We start from the raw sequence: 24,121 nt of genomic DNA, 5'->3' as shown, positions 1-24,121 counted from the left end.
ATCGGATGTCGCCGAAGGCTTTCGAAACCGATTATTTTAAGCGCCTAGAAGGTGTCTAGAAAACTCAGGCCTTATCAGTTGGAGGATGGTAGCCTCATCTTTAACTTTTAGTTGCTCATTGTGACGTGCGGTAAAGCCGTCTACTAAGATAATACATCGCGAATGATCCTTTGCAAGCCGATTGATAACGTAGCGATAGCCCTCTACCTGATTAAGCCACTGTCGTTTCTCAGTAGTTATACCAATCCACAAAATAAACGCATCGCTTTCGGATAATGGACGTTGGCGGATAGTATTTCTAATAATCGCGAACATAGGGTCCGAGGGCTGTGGAGTCCCACCGATGGCCCCGGGGATCAAATAGACACTAGACATATCTTGTGTTTGAGTTGAGACACCTAATTCATTCGCGAATTCATCGAGAGGGAAAAAGCAGTCGCTATTCGTAGCCAAGACTTTGGGCGGCTGAAGAGATAGCTTAGCCAATGCCATACACTGGTCGAAGAAGTAATGTGATGGCCTAGTGTGAGTCACCAGCACTCCGGCAAATTCGGCTTGCTGTTCAAAGAGCCCATCAAAGTTATCGATTTCTCTAATTCGATTGTTGATGTTGGCTAAAATTTGCTCGCTATAAGGGCAGGCGCCAAAATGTAGTGCTTGCCCCTCTATCCAGATTCCATCAGCTAGATCGTAAACTTGAACTAAACACCAGCGATTGGCGAAGTTGCTATCCGAGAAAAGCGTAAAATTTACATTTCGAACGTTCGCGTTCGCCCGCGCATACGTAGCTATATCTGCCTTAATAGGGTGCTCCAGCATCCAAACATTTTTACTTAGCCATTCGTTTTGCAATGCATACAAATCAGCTGTGTCGGATGAGTTGAGTGCTCTAGCAAGTCGAGCGACTTCGCGGGTAAATTCTGTCATTACCTGTTCTCAGTTAGTCCATTGTTGAATCGGTGGTGCGGCGGCTAAATAGAGTCGCTAGAGTCTTCAAGTATGCCATTGTGGAAGTTAAATTCCACGCTATTCTTCCCGCTAGGATCATTACGAATCACCCGAATGTCTTTAATCGGAATTGTGATCTGGCGAGGATCACTGTCAGCAGCTTTGATCGGGGCTTCCTCCAGTCGCAAGACCCCAGGGCTAATGGCCTCAAATGTTAGTGTATTAGCTGCAAAACTTGGTTTGATTTCCCAGGTATTGTTGAAGAAGCGCGTAGCCTCTAAAAAATAGCTCAGACTTGCTTCGTCAATTATTTCTACGGCTATCTCTATTTCTAATACAAACTCGGGTGCCCAAGCTTTACTAGTAAAGAGGTGAAAGCTTTGAGTTGCCCAATAGTAATCCCCTAATTGACCGGACTCAGACGGGCAGACTCCACTTATTAGTACCACCTCAGCAGAAGGGTGGTGCTTAATTTGATCAATCAAAGTAAGGCTGTCACGAAGTGTGAAATTATCACTATCGGCAATATACTCATAGAGGCTACTGATCATGCTAGGGCCTCCTGATAGACTTGGCTGAGGGTGCTTGCTACCGACCTTGGTGAGTTATTCTTTAGGAACGACTTGCTGGGTACTTTTGCCTGTCGAATCCATTTCGGTAGGTCATCTGCCACTAGTAATTCTGCTAATTCAAGGCAGTCCCTTTCTATCGACCCCGTATTGATGGTGCGGTGAGGCGCATCGCTAAGAAGTTCTTTGGTGCCTCCGCTTTCAGTTGCTAGAACTAAAGTGCCGCAGTGAATTGCCTCCAACACAACATTGGGGTAATTGTCTTGGCTTGAGGTAAAGAGTAAAACATCCGCACACTGCATAACGTCTCTCACCTTGATAGAGGACAAGCTGCCTAATGCTAGCTGTCTGATGCTTTGTGTATTGATTCGCTTGGATTGGTCACTTCCACCAAAGGTAATAAGCGTTATCTTTCGTGAGCTTTTTAGTTCTCTAAGTTTTTTTGATGTCGCTAAAAGCACGGTCTTAAGTTGTTCAAATCCTTTGCGCCTCTCGGTGTTATCAACAGCACCGGCCATGACAACTATATCGTCCGCTGGGATATTAAAGCGCTCTCGGAGAGCCTGAATATTAACTGACCGAGCCGGGGAAAACGTGGTTTGGTCTATGCAGTTACGGATGGTGTGGCATTGCTTTACGGGTATTTGCATGCCAATGGCCGATCTACGAAATGAATCGTGCATCCATTGGCTTGGAAATACGAAGTTGGCATGAGTTTGGCTAAAGGCTGAGTGTTTTTCCCAGAACCCATGGCTGATTAATGAGTGGTGATCGGTACTTACCTGCGGACAGTGGTTACAGTTTTGCTGAAAACGCTCACAGGTAGCGCTATAGTGGCAACCTCCAGTGAAGTAATACATGTCATGGCAGGTAATAAACGTAGCGATGCCATCGCTTTTAAGCTGTGCCAATAACTTAGTATTTAAAAGTTGCGGAGCGTAGTGAAAATGAACGTGAGTGAATCCTTCATTGTTGAGAAGAGCTAGAAGCGCATCGTTGGTTTCACTGTTCCTACGCCATATTGAAAAGGGCGAGTTGCTCAGAGCAGATCGATTAGGCTCTATATAGGCCTGCGCGAACTCGTCAGCGAATTTGTACTTTCTCATCATAGGCTTCAGTTTTGGATTATCGCTATCCGTGGTTGTTTCATAGCTTGACGTCTCTAAAGACCAGTCGTGCTCAATAGTCAGGAACGCGCACTCCACGTCGGCTTCATTTAGCGCCTCGCATTGTCGTTTGGCGGCGATATATGCACCGCCAGACATTGTGCTACTAACCTTTAATATCTTCAAACGTAACCTCTGCATGATGTGAGTGTGTAATTCTAGAGCTATTTGACCCAGAACTTCGAGGGTTAAAGGGCCATTTTAGAAGGCGTAGACCTATTTGTCTCATGATTTCATCAACTATTGTAGATATCCCTTGATATAATTCGTGAGACTTGTGAGAATTTTGCATATACCTATATTCGAGAAGTCTCAGAGATATCATTATGGTCGTTCTTGCAGGCGAGTCTTATGTTGGCGGGAGGATTAGTATCCATAAACTAGTAGTGGATTGAACCATTGGCTTACGGCATTGAGTTCATCAAATGAACTACCAAAACTCCTATTTTTCTCAGGAGGCCAATCCCTCCCAGGCTATAGATAGTCATGAAATACTCATTAATACGATTAGTACAGCGCAGGAACTAGACGCATGACAAAAGAGAATTTATTTAAGCAGCTGCTCAGTGATCCGAAATTTGGACCACGAGTCGTAGATCTTGCCAATTCTCAGTTAATAATGGGGGAAGCGATAGAGAGTGGGAGAGGATTTCTTAGCTCGCGGCTTGGTAATGTTGAAGGCTTCTTTGTGAATAAGGTGTTGTTTAATCGAGAGGTGGACCTTACTAGTAAGCAAAAAGCTCGGTTAACTACTAATACAGGCGTGACCGACACCAGCTTTGACGGTATTACAAGGTGGGCACTTGAATATATGCGCTCGGCATCGATGGTAGATTTAATGGGCGTGAAAAGTGTTAACTTCCCATCACAGCTAAAACTGCTAGAGTATACAAATAATAATAATTACACACTATTAGCCAGTAATAACCCAATTTTGGCGGTAGTTAACCAAATTTCGCCTTGGACCTTATCGCTAGCGGGAAAGAAGGTGCTAGTGATTAACCCTTTTATTGATGATATCAAGAGCCAATACGAGAAGAAATCTAGTATCCCTTTTATTGATGAACTCTTGCCAACTTTTGAACTAATAGGGCTCATGCCTCCAGTGACTACTTCGGTGGATGCAATATCTCCGGAAGATTTTGAGCGATCGCTGTATCAACTTAAGCTGCAAGTGTTGGAGCTGGATTTTGATGTGGCTATCATCGGCGCGGGTGGATATGGCTTATCTATAGCTGCTTTCATTAAAGAGTTAGGAAAGGTAGCGCTGCATATAGGAGGCTTAACTCAGCTTATATTTGGTGTTACAGGCGCTCGATGGGATGATGCCGGCTGGATGAATGCTGTGGATAAAAGAGGTTGGATTAGACCAACAATGAATGAAGATAATAAGCATGCCTTTAATATTGCGAAAGGCGTTTATGTTTAAGCATTATGGGTTCTGGATTAGCTCCCTCAGAGTCCTATTTGACTATAAATTCAGAGTAATCTTATGCAAGACATGTTAGTGGTATACACAATGGGTAAGGTTGCTTCCACTACAATTTCGGAGGCTATCGAGCAGGCTGGGCGTCCCTGTTACGATGTTCATACCCTAATAGAATCAGGCTTACTAAACGATTTGCATAATTTTTCGGATACCAACAGTCTTCCACCGAAGCACTTTGGTCAGTCGCTGACAATATTTCGAGATTTCGCTAACCCTAAGCAAAAAGTGAAAATTATCACCTGTGTTAGAGATCCCTTCGCTCGAAATTTGAGCGCAATATTTCAAAACCTTCCCCAGGGTGCCGAGATTAGTCTAGCGGGCATTACTCAGCGTTTAGAGGTGACTAACCCAGATAAGCCTGGCGCTTGGATGCGGAAAGACTTTTTGCAGTCAACAGGGATAGACTTACTGAAGCAGCCCTTTGACACGGTTCAAAAATACGCCAAGTACAGTTTAGGACGGTTTGAGATTTTGGTACTCAGGGTGGATCTTGATGATCGGCTTAAAGAAAAGATAATTTCAGACTTCGTTGGTGTCGAAGTCAAGCTGGAGCGGAAGAATGACGCGTCTGAAAAATGGTATCAAACGATTTATGCAGATTATTTAGCCAATGGCCGGATTGGACGTGATTGGATAGAAGCCTGCGTTAATTCCCATTACATCAAGCATTATTTTAGTCATGATGAAGTCCAACGTATACAGACAAAAGCACGGCGGTTCTATTTATAATGGATATTACAATTAAGCGTGAGCTGGTAGTAGTGTATACCGTTGGCAAAGTAGCTTCTTCCACGATATCAGAATCAATTAAGGCGGCAGGATTACAGTGTTATGACGTCCATGTAATGGAGCATTCTCGACTTTTGAATGTGATGAAAACACACGCTAGAGATAATGTATTCCCGCCGCCTCACATAGCCCAATCCCTTCTTATTCGTCGTGATTTCTTTTCTAAGTACAGCAATGTTAAATTAATTAGCCTGATTCGTGACTGCCCGTCTCGAAACGTGAGTTGTGTGTTTCAAAACCTTCCTAAGGATGAAGCTGTTTCGGTGGAGGAAGTTTCCGAACAATTGTTAGCTATGCACTTTAACCCATTCTCACCATGGTTTAGAAAAGAGTTGCTTGAAGTAACAGGTATAGACGTAATGGCGACCCCTTTTGATCGTGATGCTAAATGGCAGCGCTATAGTCGAGGGCGATTCGAATTACTGTTGATGCGAACGGATTTAGCCGACGATGAAAAGTCACAGCAACTTGAAAACTACCTCGGAATATCGGTGCCGCTATTACACTCAAATGTGGGCGCGAAAAAATGGTATTCCGAGTTGTATAACCGCTTTAATTCTTCTGGGGAATTATCGGAAAAATGGATTAATAGTGCTATTGATAACAAATTCATGCGACATTTTTTCCATGACTATGAAAGGGAAAAGTTGCGTACTAAATATTCTAGTTTTGTTCGAGTCTAGCGGGTAATAAGTTGTTTCGAAGTGGCTTTCAGTCGCTTGTAAGGAAGTGGCTTGAAAGAATCTCCTCGGTTCCGGGGATAAGCAGTTGCCATGGCATAGAGTAGTCTGTGTTAGAGGGTTTTGGTCCTGGAATCGTCTGTATTAACTTATAATCCACAAGCTTAGCCAGAGGGTAAAGAAGTTGTTCTGGGTATGAACGAATAACCTTATTGCCATGCATAATGCAAGGCAGCCGACACAGGGTATGAGTAATTAAGGAGCCACTGCAGTCGTTGGTTATTGCTAAGTCAGTAACTAAAGCTCGTGCAATTTTTTCCGGGTAGTTCAGCCCAATGAGTGATATCACCGTCACGGAGGATTGCCTTTCAAAGGCTGTAATCAGTTGGTGGGCAAGTGCTTCGTCGGACTCTATTTCCGCTTCCTTCGGAGGGTTCTCCGCGTAACTTGTCCAGCCGTCAATAAAAATTCGAATCGCCTTTTTGGTTCGCTCCGAGACGAAATTAATATAAGAGATATATCCTTCAACTTGTTCAAGCCACATTCGACGGTTGGTCTGCGAGCTAATGCCCAGCCATAGTGTAATCCCTTCGAACCTTTCTGAAGGAAGGGCTGCATAAGTGCAAGTCAGGAAACTTGCCACCTGATTCAAGTGTTTGGCGGTTAACTGATCTTTACGGATGCACGGGGCGATGAAACAGCCTTTAGATGGGCGACTTTGCATAGCAAGTTGGCCGCTAGGGGTTGGCAATTCTTTAATGAAGCATTTCCTATTACGAAAGCAATATGCGGCAAGATTGTGCTTAAGTGAGAGTTCGGCAGCATAAATATATCGGTCATGCAGATAATGATAAGGGCGGTTTCCAGAAACAAGAATGCCAGTGATTTGGCGTTCACTAGGAGGGTGGCTTTCAAAAGTGATGATGCCAGATTCAATCCATCGAGGTATCTTCTTAGTTGTCCCCTTGACCGTAGGACTTAATTCGTAGCAGTGAAATTCGTCATTGCAGACCCACGCATCAATGAAGGATGAGATTTGAATTAGATACCAAACATTAAGGCCGTTAGCGTCGCAAAACTTGAGGATATTGCTAATGCCTCGTTGTGCAGAAGCTACGCAGCATGTGGCTTTGTTCGAGATCGGGTGCATAACCTCTAGTTTACCCGAGAGGCAAATACTCTCTATGAGGTTGATAGTTGCCTCAAAGTCTAAATTCGCTATTTCGTCGCATCTTAGTATTTTTATGGTCATTATATTTCTCAAGTTGCTTGGAGTTAAGCTTTCCGATTCGATTGCCTAAGAGCATTGATGCCCGCGGGTATTTCGGTGTATTGTACGACTAGCCTTCAGAGCTTTCAAAGTTTGATGCCCTATTATCCTGCCATTCTTACTTTCGATGATGTGCTGACATGCTACTGAATTAGCTTCGATCTTTTTAGGCAGCGGTCAATGGTAGGTCAAGTTTATTTGGAATTCCCGTTAAACGGAAATTGCTATTAAATAGCTGAGGCGCTAGAAACTCATATAGTTTATCTAAGTTGGCCCTGTCTGTAATTATGTTTTTAGAGGGGCCTCATAGCCTATGAAGAATATTCTTGTTGATGTATGCCGCCCTGGTGATTTCTTTGATCAGATGGCGATATTCTGTGCTCTCGAGGATGAGCTGAAGGCATGGCCTGGTAAGTTATTCATCTTCAAGCATTCCCTTTACCTTCACCCCAAGCGTTTTCTTCCCGCTGTTTTCTCAGACGATCGCACGCAAATTATTAAAGAACGATCGGAGTTGAACGGTGTCGAGTATATAGGAAAGACGGAGAAGTATGCTTTTAATGGGAAGCCGGCGAAGATAAAATATAACTACGCTAAGTTGTTCGCAGCCTTTTCAACTCGCTCTGGAGACCGCAAAAGTCATGTAAACTCCGATACTATCAAGTGTGTTATTACCATTGAGTGCGAAAAACGACGTTTTCTTTCTCAGCTTCCCCTTTTGTCTCGTTTCTCTAAAAAGATCCAAGAAAATTTTGGGAAGCGAGTGCACTTCATTAATAGCGGCATGACTTCAACTTTTCGAGGTGAGCTAGTTGGAGTTCAATCAGAACAATATGATTTCGAAGACTCATTCTTAAGGAATCTTTCCAAGTTAAGTGGCGCTAGTTATGAAAATCTATGGGGCGAATCTATGGGGAGTAAACTTAAGTCTATAAGCGCAGCCCACTGTGCGATCTCATGTGCAGGAACAGCTGCGGTGCTGCCTAATCTTTACGCCTTGCCTTGCCTTACTTTCGGCAATCAATACATTACTAATAACGTAACCAGGAGAGGTATTAGAGGTGCGAACGAGATCCTTATACCTGAAGAAATGACAGTCACTCTCAAACCTGAAGCGAACTTTAGCAATAATTCCTTTGGAAAAACTGACCAGCTTAATTCCTATGATGTTAGCGATGGTGTCTATGAAGATTTTCTTGAAAGGTTGATAGCGGCTATCCGCTAGAAGAATGAAGTAGTGGGCTCTTAAGGCTTTTCATCGTGCGGTGTACATTTTAATATGTTCGAAGATCAGCTACCGCTGCCTTTAAAGACTACGTTAATATTATGTTAACGTTGCTAACTTAAGTATAGCTCTGCTTCAAAACGTAGCTGTCTCTTATTTGTCCAATATTAGGTTAAGGAATTTGGCATGACAAAGGTGTCACTGGATGGAGAAATTGGGCTAGTAGGCGTTTAGTTAATTCTAGGGCTTTGGCAAATTACTCTGGTATTGCATTTATGAAAATATAGAGATTATAGAATTCTGATGAAGAATATACTCATTGATGTTCATCGTCCCGGCGATTTCTTTAACCAGATGGCAATATTTTGTGCACTCGAAGAAGAAATAACGCAATGGACTGGACAAATTTATATGCTTAAAAGCTCTTTTTATTTGCATCCTAAGAGGCTTATACCGTCTATTTTTTCGGACCAACAACCGATAATAATAAGAGATAGTTCAATGTTAGATGATATTGAATATGTCTCTAAACCAGCAGAATATATTTTTAACGGTGATCCTGCGAAAATTAATTATAACTACAGTGGGCTATTTTCTACTTCGTCAAGTCGTTGCGTTGCTAGTCATATTGATTCCGATAAAATCAAATGCGTCATTACTATTGATTGCGAAAAACGACGTTTCCTATCTCAGCTTCCGCTTCTTGTGCTTTTTTGCGAAAAAATAAAAGAACGGTTTGGTAAAAGCGTTCATTTCATAAATAGTGGAATGACTTCGACTCGGTGGAGAGAGCTGCTAGGGATTCAATCTAAGCACTTTGATTTTGAGGAAGAATTTCTCAGAAACTTATCCTTACTGACTGGATGCAGCTATGAAAATCTATGGGGTGAGTCTATGCCGCGGAAGTTGCGATCTATGAGACTAGCGCAATGTGCCATTTCAACAACTGGGACTGCAGCCGTGCTGCCGAATTTATCTTCACTACCTAGCCTCACATTTGGTAATCAATACCTTACTAGCATCGTAACTAAGCGAGGTTTTTTAGGTGAGCGCGAAATACTTATTCCTCAAACTGAGACGGAGACTCTTAAACCAGAGGCTAGCTTTACCAAGGATACCTTCATGAATTCCAGTCAGCTTAATTCTTACGATATTAGCGAGGATACCTACTCGGAGTATCTTGATAGACTCATTGCAAATATTCGATGACTAGTTGTACTTGTCCGATCCGCCAGTTATTGCGGAAAAATAGGGCTAACATGCGAGTGTAGCGAATAGCATACCCGGTAATTCAATAGTTTGGACGCACTCCTTAGGTAGGCGTGTTCAGCTAGCCGTAGACCAATAGCTAAGCATCAAATTAAGATTTTAGTTAACATAAACTTCAAAATTCAATAGGGATGGGCCCCATGAAAGTAGTCGCTTTTTTACCTGCAAAAGGTTCTAGCTCAAGAATTACCAGTAAGAATATGAAATTGATGGATGGGAAGCCACTTTTTCTACATACGCTTGAAAAGCTTGTTGGTTCCGATATTTTTGACGAGGTCTATCTAGACACCGAGTCTCAAGATGTCTTAGATGCCGCTTCAGAAGTCAATTGTAAAATCATGAAGCGCGATAGCTCTCTTGCTTCAAATAAGACCGATGGCAACAAGCTTTTCATGAATGAAGTTAGGTATGCTGAAGCTGATATATACGTGCAAGTTCTTTGTACTAGCCCCTTTATTGATCTAGAAACCATTCGGCGAGGGGTTGATCAGCTTAAGCGGGATAGTTCCTTCGATTCGGCTCTATTAATCCGAAAGGAGCGGCAGTATACGTGGGATGGCGGGGCGCCAAACTACGATATCGAAAATATACCCAATAGTGTGGATCTTGGGGATACCATCGTTGAAACGATGGGCTTATATATTGTAAAAAAGGATGCGGCCGTCAAACTTCAGCGTCGCATAGGTGAGCAACCATTTCTCTTGGAGGCTACTCCTCTAGAGGCCATTGATGTTAACTGGCCTGAGGACTTTGAACTTGCTGAGTTAATTGCCGCGGGGTTAAGGGAGAGGGATAGGAAGTTACTGGGTAATATTAAGAACCACTTATCAAGCTGTATGCTTTCCGATATGTTGGATGACCTAGGGTTTCCAAACCAGGTAGTAAAAGGATTATCGCCAAATTTAGCTGGCTCAAAATTGCTCGGTAGAGCGAAGACCTTGAAACTCAGAAAGCTTAAGGAAGGTGAAGATTTTAAGGGTATTTATGAGGCGCTTCATAGCTATGAAACCATCGTGCCGGATGACATTATCATTGTAGAAAATGAGGTACCTGAGTACGCGTACTTCGGAGAGTTGAATGCCAACTTAGCCATACGTTCCGGGGCAGGAGGCGTAATTGTTAATGGGATGACGCGTGACAATGCTGAAGTGGTTTCTACAGGTCTACCAGTCTTCGCTAAGGGTTATTCCTGTCAGGATGTTAGGAAGCGGGCAACCACTGAGTCTTATAATAAAACGATTAGTTTGGATGGTATAGAGGTTGAGCCTGAGTGTTTGGTCTTTGCAGACTCTGAAGGTGTAATTATCATACCAAAAGAAATAGAACGAAAGGTCATTGATGCGGTATACGCTGCAGCGGCTAATGAGAAAAAAATTCTGACGGATATTGCCGGTGGAGTTGATGTAGATACGCTTACGAAGAGTTATGGCTTTTTTTGACTGAAAAGATCGTAGTGTAAAATACAAGATCTAACACTTTGCTGAGAACGAGATCAAGGATGCGAATAACAAGATTTTCCTGACGGTATGATTCGTGACAATTTCTGCGCGAGCTATTATGTTTGCGGGTAAAGCTTCCATTCGCTCTCCTAATGCCCCCCATTATTCACCCACTGTTGAATTAGTTCACATAAACCAAGATAATGCCCGATTATAACAACTTCCTGTAGAGAGCTCCTATGAAAGTTACCCCAGTAATTATGGCAGGCGGATCCGGCACTCGTTTATGGCCGTTGTCACGCTCATGGTTCCCTAAGCAGTTTCTAAGTTTAGCGGGTTCAGACAGTATGCTACAAAGTACGGTCTCTCGCTCGGAGCCTCTGGGTGCAGCGGCGCCTATCTTGCTTTGTAATGCAGATCACCGCTTTTTAGTTGCTGAGCAACTCCGTGCGAATAAGGTTGAAGGCGCCCGTATTATCCTTGAGCCTGCTGCACGTAATACCGCTCCAGCCATTGCCTTAGCAGCCCTAGATGTGTTGGCTAAGGGCGATGATAGTCTGATGCTAGTTTTAGCTGCCGATCATGTTATTAAAAATGAAGCAGCGTTCGCCGATGCGGTGAATAAAGCACAACCTCTTGCAGACGCTGGGCAAGTCGTGACGTTTGGTATTGTGCCGAACGCACCGGAGACGGGTTATGGTTATATTCAGTGTGGCGCCGCGAATGATGATGGCTTTGCGGTAAATCGCTTCGTTGAAAAGCCAAACCTTGAGGTTGCTAAACAGTACCTTGCCGAGGGCGGCTATCTATGGAATAGCGGCATGTTCTTGGTGAAAGCATCCGTTTACCTTGAAGAGCTCAAGCAGTATGCACCGGAAATCTATAAAGCCTGTTTAGCGTCCTACGATAACAAGGCTGACGACTTAGATTTCGTCCGTGTGGGTGAGGAGGATTTCTTAGCGTGCCCGGATGACTCTATTGATTATGCCATTATGGAAAAAACGACTAAAGCCGTTGTTGTTCCTATGGATGCCGAATGGAGCGACGTAGGCTCGTGGAGTGCACTGTGGGAGCTGGACGAGAAGTGTGGTGACGGCAACTCTAAGCACGGTGACGTTATCCTTCACGATACCAAAAACTCCCTAGTACACGGTACCAGCCGTTTGGTTTCTACCATTGGTGTTGAGGGTTTGATTGTAGTTGAAACCAAGGATGCGGTCATGGTTGCGGCCAAGGATCGTGTTCAGGATGTTAAGGCGGTGGTTGCCGAGCTTAAGGCTCAGGATCGTACCGAGCACATTCACCATCGTGAAGTTTATCGTCCTTGGGGGCATTACGATTCTATCGATAGCGGTGAGCGTTATCAGGTTAAGCGTATTACCGTTAAGCCGGGTGCTAAGTTGTCGGTGCAGATGCACCACCACAGAGCCGAGCATTGGATTGTGGTATCCGGTACCGCTAAGGTGACCAACGGCGATAATGAACTGCTATTAACCGAGAATCAAAGCACCTATATCCCAGTAGGCGTCATTCACGCGCTGGAGAACCCGGGGAAAGTTGACCTTGAGCTGATTGAAGTTCAGTCAGGTTCTTACCTTGGTGAAGACGATATTGTTCGTTTTGATGATCGTTACGGCCGCGCTTAACATAGTGTGAGCTGTATTTTTTTAGAAAACCTGTATTAACAACTGTGTGAGTAGAAATGAAAATATTAGATTGTACCTTGCGTGATGGCGGCTATTACAACCAGTGGGATTTTGAGCCAGAGGTGGTTGAGTCATATTTGAGCGCAATGGCGTCAGCTAAAATTGACTACGTAGAGCTGGGGTTACGAAATTTCCCTAAGAAAGGCTTTGATGGTCCATTTGCTTACACAACAGAAGCGTTCTTAAACTCTATCGAGTTGCCAGAAGGACCAACCTATGGCGTGATGGTTGATGCTAAAACTATTTTGTCATCGGCGCTCAGCATTGAAGAGGCAGTGGATCAACTGTTTGTAGACGCTGCAGACTCCAAGGTTGGTTTAGTTCGTATCGCCGCGCACTTCCATGAAGTTGAGCATTCGGGTGCCATTGTAGCTGCCTTAAGCGGCAAGGGTTACATCGTTGGCTTTAACCTAATGCAGGCGGGTGGTAAACCTACCGAAGTCATTGCAGAGAAAGCTCGTATTGCTTCGGGCTGGCCTGGCTTAGAGGCGCTCTACTTTGCGGACTCTTTGGGTAATATGGATGCGGAAGAAGTTCAGCGTATTACGCGTGCAGTCAAGCAAGAATGGCAGGGTACTATGGGTATCCACACTCACAACAACATGGCGAAGGCGATTGATAATAGCTTTACCGCATTGGCCGAAGGTGTAGAGTGGCTGGACGTAACGGTTACCGGTATGGGCCGTGGTGCGGGCAATGCGCAAACCGAGAATTTGTTGGCGCTGTTGGCGAAGCAGGGTAATACCCATTACCAACCGGATGCAGTGTATGAATTGGTGGTGCGCTACTTCGAATCGATGCAGCGCGAATGTGGTTGGGGGAGTAGCTTGCTTTACTTCCTCGGCGCTCAGAATGACATTCACCCTACCTACATTCAGAACCTACTTTCTAGCTCTCATTACGGCACAGAAGAGGTGGTTGGCGCTATTGGTTATCTCAGCTCACTTGAGGGGACTTCTAGCTACAGCGGCGAAGTGCTTGAGGCTGCGCTGAATATTAATAGCCAGGCCAAGCCAGTCTCTGGTAGTGATAAACTTAAGGGCTTGTTCGCAGGGCGTGAAGTGCTCATTGTCAATAACGGTCCTAGCTTGGCAAAGTATTTGCGTGATGTTGAAACCTATATTCGCGAACGTCAGCCAGTGGTGATTGCGGTTAACGTTGTTTCTGAATTGGCTGAAGACTTTGTTGACTACTTCTGTGTTTCTCACAATACAAAGTACCTCTCTGAAAGCACTACGTATCAGCAGCTAGTTAAGCCGCTAATCCTACCTGCTCACCGTTTTGGGAGCGCTGAGCTGGGCGATTTGAAGGTGCCATTCGTTGATTATGGTATTCAAGTGACGTCTGACGAATTCTCCGTCAAAGGCAACTTCTGCGTAGTCCCCTTTGACCTCACTTTTGCCTATGCGGTTGCCGCAGCGGTAGAAGGCAAAGCAAGCTTAATTACCTTGGTGGGTTCAGACGGCTATAAGTCTACCGATGCTCGTCAGTTAGAGATGCTGAAATTGATCTCAACCATGCGACGCTCCGACGCTGGGGTTGAGCTGAAGTCCTTAACGCCATCCTCTTACCCAGTCGCGAAGGGTTCAATTTATGCACCCGTTATTTGAATATGACTTGGTAATCTTTGATTGCGACGGTGTGATCCTAGATGCCAATCAGCTCAAAATCGCTGCGATGGAAAGGGCCGTGCTTAAGCACGGCTTTTCTGTGTCCGAGGCGGCAGACTGCAAGCAATATTTTAGTGAGAACTTTGGTAAGTCGCGCTTTCATCATGTGCGTTACTTTGTAGAGAATATCCTGCCCGTTCAGCCCTCTAGCGCCGAAGAAGTCTATCAATCCATTATTGATGAATTCGCTGCACAGTGCCGTGAAAGCTACGCGGATGCGCCCATTACGCCTGGATTTGAAGTCATGCTTAATAAATTGACGGATAAAAAGGCCGTGGCCAGTGGCTCTGAACAGCAGGAGCTTCGAGCGCTGTTTGCGAACCGAGGCATGAGTCAGCATTATGAAAATATTCTCGGCTCACCCACAGCAAAAAATGACAATGTCGCGACATTGCTAGCGGAAATTCCCCATAGTCGTGCTGTGATGGTTGGCGATGCCGTAGCGGATTATGAAGCGGCGCAGGCGAATGGGATTGATTTCATCGCTTATGTACCCTATTCGAATGTTCCAAAGAGAATGAAAGCGTTGGCGGCGGAGCAGAATTTCCCCTGTTTGGATGAGTGGCCGAGGTAATAATGAGTTCACAGTTGAGTTTTGCGGTAGTGATACCCGCACGTTATCAGTCCAGCCGATTCCCAGGTAAGCCCTTGGTTGATATTTTGGGTAAGCCAATGATTCAACACGTGTGGGAGCGTTGTACTGAAGCGGTAGGCGCTGAATTGGTATATGTGGCAACGGATAGCGAAGAAATTCAATCCGCTGTTGAAGCCTTTGGCGGGCAGGTGGTGATGACGTCGTCCACGTGTCTCACCGGTACCGATCGCCTTGCAGAAGCAAATGTTGCGCTAAAGCGCGACTTTTTGATTAATGTGCAGGGTGATGAGCCATTGATTAATCCTGCTGATATTACTCGCGTCATTGAACGCTATCAGGATTGCCCTGAGCAAATTGTTAACGCGATGGCGGCAATCCACTCCGAGGAAGAGTTTCGGTCTAACTCCGTACCCAAGGTGGTCGCTTCAAAAAGTGGCCGCCTGATGTATATGAGCCGTGCGGCGATTCCTACTACCAAGGAATTAGCCTTTGAGGGTTCCTTTAAACAGGTGTGTATTTATGCCTTCAGTGCGGCGCACTTGGAATTCTTCGCCAGTAGCGGCGAGAAGACGCCCGTTGAAAATCTTGAGGATATTGAGATTCTCCGTTTCCTCGAAAACGATGTTCCCGTTCAGATGGTGGAAGTAGATAGCGCGAGCATAGCGGTAGACTTTCCTGAGGATGTGGAGCGAGTAGTCCATCAGATTAAGTCCATGTCTCGATGTTGATTTAACCAACCTTCGCATACAGAACACAGTCGATAGTCGTATTTCATACACCAGGGACTCTCGTCTCAATTACGTGAATATGTGTACCGGAAGAGTTGCCTCTTCTGCTGTGGCGTCGGAGTGAACTTTGTATTCGAGGTTCAGGGTCAATGAAAAATAATCAAAACCCTTTCGATCGTTCTCATAACAGCTAAGCCAAAGGGCTTTGGTTGAACCTAACGCCGCCAATTTTATTATTTTTTAGTGTCGAGAATCACTTCTGAGTTCAGAGGAACTTGAATGTTTTACCGAAACCAGTTTAGTGTCGATGAAAACTAGGCAAGTGGATGAGTCAGCTTAAATTATGGTATGCGATAGTGTGTTCCTAGGGTAACGGTACAATATCGCTATACTGTTGTTTTGTAGGCGTCATTCGCTGTATTTGATATGATTGAAGGCAATCGATATTACGAGCTCTTACAGTGACGGGTAGTAGAGCACTTCTTGGGTAGTTTCAAACGGGTGAAAAACATTGTTTATTGATGTACATAGCAAATTTATTGAAGTGGTAGCTAATTCAGGCTTATTCGATCAGTCATTTTATGAAGGGCAGGTTGGCCAGACTTTTAGTAGTCAGCAAGACGCCATTGCGAGCTTTGGAGCTAAGTCAATCACTGATAACTATATGCCAAATAGACTGTTCTCCCCCCTCGAGTATGTGCAGTTGTACCCAGATGTAATTATGGCGCTGCAACACCCGTTTTTTCACTATATTCAGTTTGGTAGACACGCCGGTAACCGTCCAGGTTTCAATTTTAAACCATCTAGATACGCTAGAGAATTGGGTGTGAAGTTGCCTGATGTCTTGGGACATGCGCTAGAGCAGGGTTTATCGCTAAGCGAGTCGACAGAAACTATTGGGGACTTTACGGTATATCAAAATAATGCAATTCATGGATGGCTACGTCGAGAGCACCTCGGCGAGCAGCTATGTTGCAGGATTGCGGATGGGCCTATTAAGTCACTAGATGTCGTTATCGAAAAAACAGGAGTTATGGGTGCGATTTCCGGTCAAGTAGCAACCTTTCATGCCAAAGTACCTGTAATTGATCTCCTGACCGAAGCCGGCAGACTTAAAAGTACTGAAGTGACACTCTTAATGTATCGGGGTGAGTCGACCCCCGTCCTACAGAGTGAGCTGGTGGTAGCGAAGAAAGATTTGATCACAACACTACTCGAGCAATGGGAGTATGATCCCAATTTTACGCTTAAGCTATTGCACTGTATTGACATCGACTTGATATCAGCGCTGTCTTTAAAACAGCTGTTGGCGGTATTATCGAATTTAGTCACAACGAAATTGTATGGCGTATTGCCTCATCGTGAGGCAGTACTAACGTTGTCCGTAAGGCACTTAGAGAGTTTTAGCGTCGGCGATCTGCGTTATATGTTCAAAGACTATTTCAACGTGATGCAGATTCTAGCGCCTCATGTGAAAGGCAGTCGAAAGTTGGTGAAAGTGATGCTAGAGCTCATGCATCAAATGGATCCGATAGAGAGTTTTCTCTTGTCTCGTCAGCTTCGGCATACCGACGCTAATCTTTCACTGCTTCTACCTAAAGATCGAAGTGATTCAGATACTAGTAAACTGTTCTCGTGCAAAAGCGTCACCGAGCAAGTGGAGTTCTATCACACGCTAAACGAAACATCGCGCACAGACATTTGGCCGCATGTGGTGCAATGCTGTATTGATGCTAACCAACTTGAGAGCTTGACAGAATTTCGCTTACCTCGGCAATTTGAGCTCTGGGTGGTTGAGTTAGAGAAACAAAAAACCTCTTCGGTTCCTCGATATCAACTTCTAACGCTGCTTCTGTCACAAATTCAATTTATGCCCAGTATTTCGCTGAGCATGATTATTATCGATACCTATCTTGAAGACGTTGAGAAAGATGAGGCAGTTTGGTTAGGTGCCTCGGAACTAACACTAGCGTTTAATATCCTAAATCATGCGTCAGTCATGCCGCGTTTAGAGCAGCTTATAAATTTAGCAGCTCAACGTGATTGGGTGGGCCGAGGGGGGATTATTCGCTGCACACTGAATTATCTGAATCAACAAAGTCCCGCTGATGCAAAATTTCCTCCTTTGCTGAATACAGCTTTAATGCATTTTGGGCTATGTAGTGATTTTTTGTTCGGCCTTTCTGAAGTTCAAATGAACTTCAGTTCATCGGAACATGTTTCAGCATGCAGAGCTGAGTATCAAACCTTACGTGAAGTCCTCAATACCGTTGAGAGTTTACAGAATGGCCGTGAGCCAATCTTCAAATTAATCGCCATTATGTCGAAATTGAAAAAAACTCGTCTCGCCAAGCAGTCTTTGGAGCGATTTTGCTACGGTATATACCTTTACGCACGACAGCACTACAACGCGAGAGATATGGCGTTAGCCTTTGGAGAGTCCAATTCGGTCGGGCACTACGATAAGCTTTTGTTACTATCCGAAAGTAATCAGCCTAATGGCGATAACGTAGCGAAGATTAATGGCCGATCTAAACCATTTGTGAGCCCTTCATTACAGAAGCTTTACCGGCGAACGCTACAGGCACGTCGTGATTCAGATGAAACTGTTTTGGAGGAAATCGCTGGCGTATGTATTGAATTGCGCAGACAGCTCGGTCGCGGATTTGACGCTCCGCTTAGTGCGACGTATGGATCTGCCGTAAGATTATATTTAAGTGAGTTAATATTCTTTGATGTACATCGTAACTCCGCCCAATTCGATTCACTTGTTAGCAGTGCTCTTGACGTAAAATTACTAGAACCTCGTCAGGCGGTTGAAGTAGAAATTCAAATAGCCCTTGTATCGCTTGAATCAAAGGAAGATTGTGAAGCCTCTTCTCTAACCTTTGTTAGTGCCAAGGCAAAGTCTGTAGTGGCTAGGTCAATTGAGGCGAGAGGGATCAAGCAAACTTGCCAGTATTTACGTCAGAGAATTATTTTTCCCTATACCTGTGTGCTGGTTTATTCTTGCCAAGCGTATCAATCCACTCGTCAAAAGGTCTTAGCTGAATCCTGGGTAGCTTATGCACGAGCTTCGGGTATTGATGTGCGTTTTGTGATGGGCGGTACGAAGGAATCGTTTCATGATGATCAGGTCATCTACCTAGATGTTGAAGATAACTACGAGTCGTTACCTCAGAAGTCATTGGCAATGTATAAGTATGTGCAAGGTCACATAGGAGCACTTCATTTCTACAAGATTGACGACGACTGTCTGTTAAACGTAGATGCTCATTTTTCGGACCCGGTATTCTTTAGTTTTGATTATTGGGGTAGAAGGTTGAAGAAAGGAATTGGCGACGTTGATCGTGATTACCACCAAAATAAATCCACCTCAGCAGAGGCGCGTAACGCTCTCGATTTATCTCCCGAGGAATCTGTATATGCCGATGGCGGCACGAGTTACTCGCTGTCACGTCATGCCTTAAATCAATTACTCGCCGCCTCGACTGAGCATGCAAGTTTGGTTTCACGATCATTCTATGAAGATAAGCTTATCGGTGACCTCTTGGCGACGAAAGATATTGTTGTGAGTGATGAAGGAATGCGCTGCGTCGTCCGAAGAATTTTGGATGGAGCAATTGAAGGCTACGCTTGGGAATATAATATTTACCCGTCATCGGAAAATAATATTCGTATACTCCACTCGGAATCGCCGCAACATTTAGCCGAAATTTGGCAGCAAAACTTTGTTCAAGCGGACGCTCTTCAGCGGGAGTTGGGTTCAAAGATTATCTCTAATCAGAAAATTGATGGTTTTAAGCTTTATACTGAGCGCGGTGTCACGAGTTTCCTTGAAGAACTGCGGGTAACAAATGAGTTAAAGCACGCGCAAAAGGTGGCTGTTATAGTTGCGAAGGATGAATCAACTCATCTAGGGGCATTATTAGCGCACCATCGTTCGATCGGCTTCGAGCAATTTATCTATATTGATAATGGTTCAAAGGATGGTAGTTTAGAGTTCATGCTCGAGCAGCAAGGCGTCTCTATTCTAACCACTTCGCTGAATTATAGAGAAAGTCGTTATAGCGTTGAGTGGGTTGATACTGCTCTGATGAATTATTGCATTGGTAAATGGACATTAGTGATTGATGCTGATGAGTTTTTTACCTATCAAGGTTTTGAAGACAGAACAATTGATACACTCATTGCTGAGTGTGAAGGATCTGGGGCGCAGGCGGTTTTTGCGGCGCTCGTCGACTTTTATTCGGATGGCCCCCTAGTTGAAGCTGATTTATCAGATAGACCCTATTATCAGGTGCTAAATCACTTCGACAGCCAGGGTTCCCTTAATATTCGAGCTAAAGCCTCGTCTATTTACGGGCAAGCGCCAGTGTTGGATGGTGGAGTCAGGGCAAGAGTGTTTGGCCATCCAGAATCTACGCGTAATAGAACCTATGCTAACCAGAAAGTTTGTTTCTTTCGGTTTACTCCAGAGCTATTTTTAACGGAGGGTTTACACGAGCATTTTGGCAGGCGCCTTTCAGACGTGAAGTGCGCGTTGATGCATTTTAAATTTCATTCGGAGTTTGGCTCGAAGGTCCAAAAGCAATTGAAGGCGGGTCAACACTGGAATGGCTCGATTGAATATAAGATCTATATGTCGGTGCTGCAGAGTAGTCCGAATCTTAGCCTGTTCGATTCCGAGGTTAGTCGGATGTATCACACATCTCAAGATTTGGTTGATGCAGGCTATTTAACAAATTTTTAACGCAAGCAATGGCGTCTCGCCTCAATACTCGGGGCGTCTAAATGTATTTTTGAGTAAGTTTACGGTGTGGTTGTGATTGGCGAAAATTGCTATCATAACTCGGTAAGACAGTCGGTACATGACTTTGCGAGTTATCTCACTTAGTCGCAAAGAAAGTGCTTGTCTCCGGAACTGGGCCAACAATAGTATTTGATATAATGAAATGGCGTCTAGATTTTTGAGTCTTGAGTCTTGAGTCTTGAGTCTTGAGTCTTGAGCATATCTTCGCTCGCCATTCCTTACTAGCTTTGGAGTAAACGTATTGAAGCCTAATTTAGTGTTGCATATTGGCACGGAAAAAACTGGCACAACGTCGATTCAAAATTTCTTAGAGTTGAACCGTGCCAATTTTTTAAAAAGGGGTTTCTTTATCCCATCCTCTCTTGGCAAGGGTAATCACCGTAAGCTCGTTGCAGCAATTCAAGACTTCGATAAATGGGGAGATGATTTCTTCGATGAGCATAGTATTAGCACGCTTGAAAAGCGGCGCGAATTCTCTTTCAGTGTAATAAGCGCCCTTAAAACTGAGCTTAGTGCGGTTGATGAAAATACTCATACGGTTATCATTAGCAGCGAACACTTCCAATCACGTATATCACGCTATTCCGAATTAACCAACCTAAAGGCGCTGTGCGACGAGTTGTTCGATAACGTATCGATTGTCTGCTACGTGCGTGAGCAGGCAACGCTCTATGAATCGACGTACTCGACAATCATAAAATCTGGATCTGCGAATAACTTCGGAGAAATTGACGTTAATCAAATGGTAGGTAATTCGTATTATAATTACCGGTTACTGCTTGAGCCGTGGGCTAATATTTTTCATAAGAATTCCCTCAATATTAGGGAGTTTTCTACGAGTCGCTTTCGTGCGCAGGACCTGCTGCAGGACTTTGCTGGTGTGTTTTCGAGCGAGTTTTCCAAAGAACTAAATTTCTCAGTCCCCAAAGAGAATGAATCTCTATCCGTTCTTGGGCAGCATCTGGGCAGAATTCTGAATGCGCGTATCCCTAGGTATAAAGACGGCGGCGGTATTAACCCATTGCATCGGCAAATTATGACGTATCTCATCGAAAATTTTAGTGGCAATGGAGAGCGGTTGTGTGTCGAGCAGCGAGATAGGATCAGTGAGGCCTTCGGATCGTCAAACAGATGGGTCAGTGATAATTTTTGGGATGGTCGTGAAGATTGCTTTGAGCAGAGGGTTGAGATTGACTCTGGCGTTCATTCGGAAAGCGGATATTTAGCGTTAACTTTTACTATGCTGCTAGATATTTTAGTTGAAAGCACAACAGTGACATTGGAGCCTGAAGAAATTAATGTAATTCGCGATATCGCAATCGAAATTGAGCAAGACAGATTGCCATTATCTGAGAAATTAATGGCAATCGCCCATAAGTCCAGGCCGCATGGCACCATCATCCTTGAAAAATTGATTCACTACAGAAGTGTGCTTGAACAAGAGAAATAAGATAAATTATCTCATCAAAGTTTACACTTGCCTATTTTACTAGCATTAAAGGTCCAAAAATGTACCCTCTTTGTTTTACGCATCACTCCCTAGCTCAGAGTCGAGATCCAAGTTTGAATACGACGAATTTTGAATTATTTGAGCTTAAAGCCCGGACTAAAAAAGCGCCTGCAGAACTCCATCTTCTAAATGAGTTCGATGACACCCTTTGTGTAGATAGCCCCGAGAATAGTGTCGAAACCATTTCAGCAACAGCATACTCTAGCATTGAAAAGAATCGCCTCTTAGGGTTCATGGCTGAGGTTTACTTCGAGGCAAATCGCTATCGTGATGTTATTAGCTTGGCGCGCGAATCAAATGAAGATGGGCTCTTGCATGAACCAAGATTCGCCTATTTTTACTCCAGTTCATTGCTTGCTCTAGAAGACTATGACGCTGCGATAGAAGCCTGCGTGAGCGCAGCTGATATTGTAAATCAGAATTTTCGCTGTGTATTTTTCACTATCCAGGCCATGGCATATCGCTCTAAGAAGATGTTTTTTAAGGCAGGTAAACTTGCTGTTGAATCACTCAAAAATAATGCGAATTATCCAGCAGCCTACTGGATTCTCAAATTCTTACCTAATCATCTTAATCCTGCTCAATGTGCAAAGCTTTATCTGGCTCTGAAAGATGTAAGCCCTAAAAGCAATAGTAATGAAGCTGAGCTTTTGCAGACCGTGTTAATTGAGCTGGCATTTGGCGGTGAGTTACTGGGCGAGGGAGAGTCTCGAACCCGTCAATTAGTTCAGGGGAGTGCGGATAAAATCGCAGCTAAGATTAATGGTGTCTCTCGAAGCGAATTAATTGACGAACCTGACTTTATCATTTTGGGGATGCCCAAATGCGGTACGACGAGTTTGTTCAGTTTTTTGATGTCACGCCCCGATGTGGTCCGCCCTATCACTAAAGAAATGGGCTATTTTAGTAAGTACTACAGCCGTGGTAGCGAGTGGTATCGATCTAGCTTTCCGCATATATGTACCGCTGATGGCGTTAGACTAAAAACTGGAGAAGCGTCGCCTGGCTATATCTACTCAAGCAGTGCACTTGATCGCATAGTTGCTGACACAAGCCGAACGAAGTTTATCATAATGACCCGGGATCCTGTTCAAAGGGCGGTATCGAGTTATTATCACGTCAAAAAAATGCATGGTCAAAATCTGGATATTGAATCGTTTATGGCGAGAGAAATTGCACTGGGATCGAGCTCGGCTTTTCTCCAGAAATGTAATTTCTCGCATTACATTAAAGAAGCTGTTAGTCGGTTCGGTGAAGCGCGTGTCATGGTGATCGATTCTGAATCATTGTTTAGTGACTCATCTCAATTACGAAGTGTGCTAGATTTTTTAGGCCTGAATACCAACAATATTGGCAAATTACCACATTCGAATAAAGGGCATTATCAAAAACCCTCCGATAAAATGTTAGGTGATCTTCAAGCCTACTTCGCTAGCGAGTAGATTGATGTTCGATTTGTTTTAGAAACGATAGTAATCGTGATTAGAGCTCTGTGAGATATATGAATCAAGGTAAGTCAGAGGCCCCCTTTATCATCTGGACGTTTCGCAGAACGGGCGGGACAAATTTAGCTACGCACCTTTTTAGATCGTCGACATTCATGGCCACTGAGCACGAGGCTTTCAATCTTGACCGTCGATACGGGCATATTCTTCGTGACTTTAAAGCGACTAATTGTGTTGTTTCGCTAAGGAATCAGTTAAAGGAAGTCCTAATCGATAAACCGTTAATGAAGCATTGTCTCGAGCTAATGCCTATCGATTTTAATATTGAACTAGCTCGGGTGAGCTCTGAGCTAGGTTACAATCATCTCTTTTTATACCGTGAAAATCCTGAGTCAAGGCTGCTCAGTTTGTTTCTAGCTCAAACAACGGGAATTTGGGGGCCTCTCCAGGCAAAGAAAATCGACATAGATTCAAAAATCTTTGATACAGACATCGCTATCAATAAACTGCTGGACCACGAACGCAGTTGTAGAAATTCAATTCGTAGAATACATGAAGAGCTAAAAGGGCTGAATGTTGGGGTGGAAGCAGTAAGTTTCGAAAACCTGTATGAGAGCGATGAAGACAAAACAACATTACTAAGGAAGGTTTTCGACTCGCTAATTTCAACAGATACTCTCATACCAGCAGAACTGTTAGCAGGGCTACAACCTGCTGGACAAGGAACAAAAAAATACTACGATGAATTCCCAAATTATCAGGAATTCATTAGGCAAGCTAAGCTGCTGGGGACGTTGGAGCTTGAGTAAC

At 44.1% G+C, this 24,121-nt stretch carries 18 protein-coding genes; 14 read left to right on the top strand and 4 right to left on the bottom strand.

The window, feature by feature from the left end; genetic code table 11:
- Positions 1–36: 36 nt before the first annotated feature.
- Genes Q0698_RS12840 through Q0698_RS12830 form a run of 3 tightly spaced genes read right to left on the bottom strand, consistent with a single transcriptional unit; the run spans position 37 to position 2,782 of the window.
- Positions 37–927 (bottom strand): hypothetical protein, encoded by an 891-nt coding sequence (locus Q0698_RS12840; protein WP_298637086.1) that lies wholly within the window; start codon positions 925–927, stop codon positions 37–39.
- Positions 928–971: 44 nt separating this feature from the next.
- The gene (locus Q0698_RS12835; RefSeq protein WP_298637085.1) at positions 972–1,499 is read right to left on the bottom strand and encodes a hypothetical protein; all 528 of its coding nucleotides are present in this window, start codon (positions 1,497–1,499) and stop codon (positions 972–974) included.
- Positions 1,496–2,782, bottom strand: a complete 1,287-nt coding sequence (locus tag Q0698_RS12830; RefSeq protein WP_298637084.1) for a glycosyltransferase — start codon at positions 2,780–2,782, stop codon at positions 1,496–1,498. Before Q0698_RS12830 ends, Q0698_RS12835 begins: the two co-directional genes overlap by 4 nt.
- 433 nt (positions 2,783–3,215) lie before the next feature.
- On the opposite strand from Q0698_RS12830, the gene Q0698_RS12825 reads away from it, so the two are divergent.
- The 3 genes from Q0698_RS12825 to Q0698_RS12815 all read left to right on the top strand — a co-directional run bounded on the left by Q0698_RS12825 (position 3,216) and on the right by Q0698_RS12815 (position 5,644).
- Entirely contained in the window at positions 3,216–4,112 is an 897-nt protein-coding gene (locus Q0698_RS12825) for a hypothetical protein (protein ID WP_298637083.1), read from the top strand.
- Positions 4,113–4,175: 63 nt separating this feature from the next.
- Positions 4,176–4,901 carry a putative capsular polysaccharide synthesis family protein gene (locus tag Q0698_RS12820; RefSeq protein ID WP_298637082.1) on the top strand — a complete coding sequence of 242 codons (726 nt, stop codon included), beginning with the start codon at positions 4,176–4,178 and terminating at the stop codon, positions 4,899–4,901.
- Positions 4,901–5,644 carry a putative capsular polysaccharide synthesis family protein gene (locus tag Q0698_RS12815; protein ID WP_298637081.1) on the top strand — a complete coding sequence of 248 codons (744 nt, stop codon included), beginning with the start codon at positions 4,901–4,903 and terminating at the stop codon, positions 5,642–5,644. The genes Q0698_RS12820 and Q0698_RS12815 overlap by 1 nt, the downstream gene beginning before the upstream one ends.
- Before the next feature lie 28 nt (positions 5,645–5,672).
- Here the strand turns inward: Q0698_RS12815 and Q0698_RS12810 are convergent, their stop codons facing one another.
- Entirely contained in the window at positions 5,673–6,893 is a 1,221-nt protein-coding gene (locus Q0698_RS12810) for a hypothetical protein (protein WP_298637080.1), read from the bottom strand.
- Between the two features lie 331 nt (positions 6,894–7,224).
- Here Q0698_RS12810 and Q0698_RS12805 point away from each other — a divergent pair, with 331 nt between their 5' ends.
- The 11 genes from Q0698_RS12805 (at position 7,225) to Q0698_RS12755 (ending at position 24,120) form a co-directional block, all read left to right on the top strand.
- Positions 7,225–8,136: a hypothetical protein gene (locus tag Q0698_RS12805; protein WP_298637079.1), complete on the top strand. Its 912-nt coding sequence runs from the start codon at positions 7,225–7,227 to the stop codon at positions 8,134–8,136.
- Between the two features lie 303 nt (positions 8,137–8,439).
- Positions 8,440–9,345 (top strand): hypothetical protein, encoded by a 906-nt coding sequence (locus Q0698_RS12800; protein ID WP_298637078.1) that lies wholly within the window; start codon positions 8,440–8,442, stop codon positions 9,343–9,345.
- A gap of 200 nt (positions 9,346–9,545) precedes the next feature.
- On the top strand, positions 9,546–10,844 hold the full coding sequence (locus Q0698_RS12795) for a hypothetical protein (protein WP_298637076.1): 1,299 nt from the start codon (positions 9,546–9,548) through the stop codon (positions 10,842–10,844).
- Between the two features lie 239 nt (positions 10,845–11,083).
- Positions 11,084–12,490, top strand: a complete 1,407-nt coding sequence (locus tag Q0698_RS12790; RefSeq protein WP_298637075.1) for a mannose-1-phosphate guanylyltransferase/mannose-6-phosphate isomerase — start codon at positions 11,084–11,086, stop codon at positions 12,488–12,490.
- A 56-nt stretch (positions 12,491–12,546) separates the two neighbouring features.
- Positions 12,547–14,160 carry a hypothetical protein gene (locus Q0698_RS12785; RefSeq protein WP_298637073.1) on the top strand — a complete coding sequence of 538 codons (1,614 nt, stop codon included), beginning with the start codon at positions 12,547–12,549 and terminating at the stop codon, positions 14,158–14,160.
- Positions 14,144–14,794, top strand: a complete 651-nt coding sequence (locus Q0698_RS12780; protein ID WP_298637072.1) for an HAD hydrolase-like protein — start codon at positions 14,144–14,146, stop codon at positions 14,792–14,794. The genes Q0698_RS12785 and Q0698_RS12780 overlap by 17 nt, the downstream gene beginning before the upstream one ends.
- A 2-nt stretch (positions 14,795–14,796) precedes the next feature.
- On the top strand, positions 14,797–15,543 hold the full coding sequence (gene kdsB, locus Q0698_RS12775) for a 3-deoxy-manno-octulosonate cytidylyltransferase (RefSeq protein WP_298637071.1): 747 nt from the start codon (positions 14,797–14,799) through the stop codon (positions 15,541–15,543).
- Between the two features lie 511 nt (positions 15,544–16,054).
- On the top strand, positions 16,055–20,296 hold the full coding sequence (locus Q0698_RS12770; RefSeq protein ID WP_298637070.1) for a glycosyltransferase family 2 protein: 4,242 nt from the start codon (positions 16,055–16,057) through the stop codon (positions 20,294–20,296).
- Positions 20,297–20,597: 301 nt separating this feature from the next.
- Positions 20,598–21,806, top strand: a complete 1,209-nt coding sequence (locus Q0698_RS12765; protein WP_298637069.1) for a hypothetical protein — start codon at positions 20,598–20,600, stop codon at positions 21,804–21,806.
- Positions 21,807–22,147: 341 nt separating this feature from the next.
- A complete protein-coding gene (locus Q0698_RS12760) occupies positions 22,148–23,308 on the top strand; it encodes a sulfotransferase domain-containing protein (protein ID WP_298637068.1) in 1,161 nt (386 codons plus the stop codon).
- Positions 23,309–23,466: 158 nt separating this feature from the next.
- Positions 23,467–24,120, top strand: coding sequence for a hypothetical protein (locus Q0698_RS12755; RefSeq protein WP_298637067.1), 654 nt, complete (start codon positions 23,467–23,469; stop codon positions 24,118–24,120).
- Position 24,121 lies beyond the last annotated feature (1 nt).

The organism is uncultured Umboniibacter sp. (genome assembly GCF_947497555.1).
Classification (GTDB): domain Bacteria; phylum Pseudomonadota; class Gammaproteobacteria; order Pseudomonadales; family DSM-25080; genus Umboniibacter.
Note: the sequence above shows the minus strand (reverse complement) of the source record. Positions and strands in the feature narration are given on the sequence as shown.

Bases quoted from the DNA above. Each gene is read 5' to 3' on its own strand.
- Q0698_RS12840 (WP_298637086.1), bottom strand. From the start codon at position 927: ATGACAGAATTTACCCGCGAAGTCGCTCGACTTGCTAGAGCACTCAAC.
- Q0698_RS12835 (WP_298637085.1), bottom strand. From the start codon at position 1,499: ATGATCAGTAGCCTCTATGAGTATATTGCCGATAGTGATAATTTCACA.
- Q0698_RS12830 (WP_298637084.1), bottom strand. From the start codon at position 2,782: ATGTCTGGCGGTGCATATATCGCCGCCAAACGACAATGCGAGGCGCTA.
- Q0698_RS12825 (WP_298637083.1), top strand. From the start codon at position 3,216: ATGACAAAAGAGAATTTATTTAAGCAGCTGCTCAGTGATCCGAAATTT.
- Q0698_RS12820 (WP_298637082.1), top strand. From the start codon at position 4,176: ATGCAAGACATGTTAGTGGTATACACAATGGGTAAGGTTGCTTCCACT.
- Q0698_RS12815 (WP_298637081.1), top strand. From the start codon at position 4,901: ATGGATATTACAATTAAGCGTGAGCTGGTAGTAGTGTATACCGTTGGC.
- Q0698_RS12810 (WP_298637080.1), bottom strand. From the start codon at position 6,893: ATGACCATAAAAATACTAAGATGCGACGAAATAGCGAATTTAGACTTT.
- Q0698_RS12805 (WP_298637079.1), top strand. From the start codon at position 7,225: ATGAAGAATATTCTTGTTGATGTATGCCGCCCTGGTGATTTCTTTGAT.
- Q0698_RS12800 (WP_298637078.1), top strand. From the start codon at position 8,440: ATGAAGAATATACTCATTGATGTTCATCGTCCCGGCGATTTCTTTAAC.
- Q0698_RS12795 (WP_298637076.1), top strand. From the start codon at position 9,546: ATGAAAGTAGTCGCTTTTTTACCTGCAAAAGGTTCTAGCTCAAGAATT.
- Q0698_RS12790 (WP_298637075.1), top strand. From the start codon at position 11,084: ATGAAAGTTACCCCAGTAATTATGGCAGGCGGATCCGGCACTCGTTTA.
- Q0698_RS12785 (WP_298637073.1), top strand. From the start codon at position 12,547: ATGAAAATATTAGATTGTACCTTGCGTGATGGCGGCTATTACAACCAG.
- Q0698_RS12780 (WP_298637072.1), top strand. From the start codon at position 14,144: ATGCACCCGTTATTTGAATATGACTTGGTAATCTTTGATTGCGACGGT.
- kdsB (WP_298637071.1), top strand. From the start codon at position 14,797: ATGAGTTCACAGTTGAGTTTTGCGGTAGTGATACCCGCACGTTATCAG.
- Q0698_RS12755 (WP_298637067.1), top strand. From the start codon at position 23,467: ATGGCCACTGAGCACGAGGCTTTCAATCTTGACCGTCGATACGGGCAT.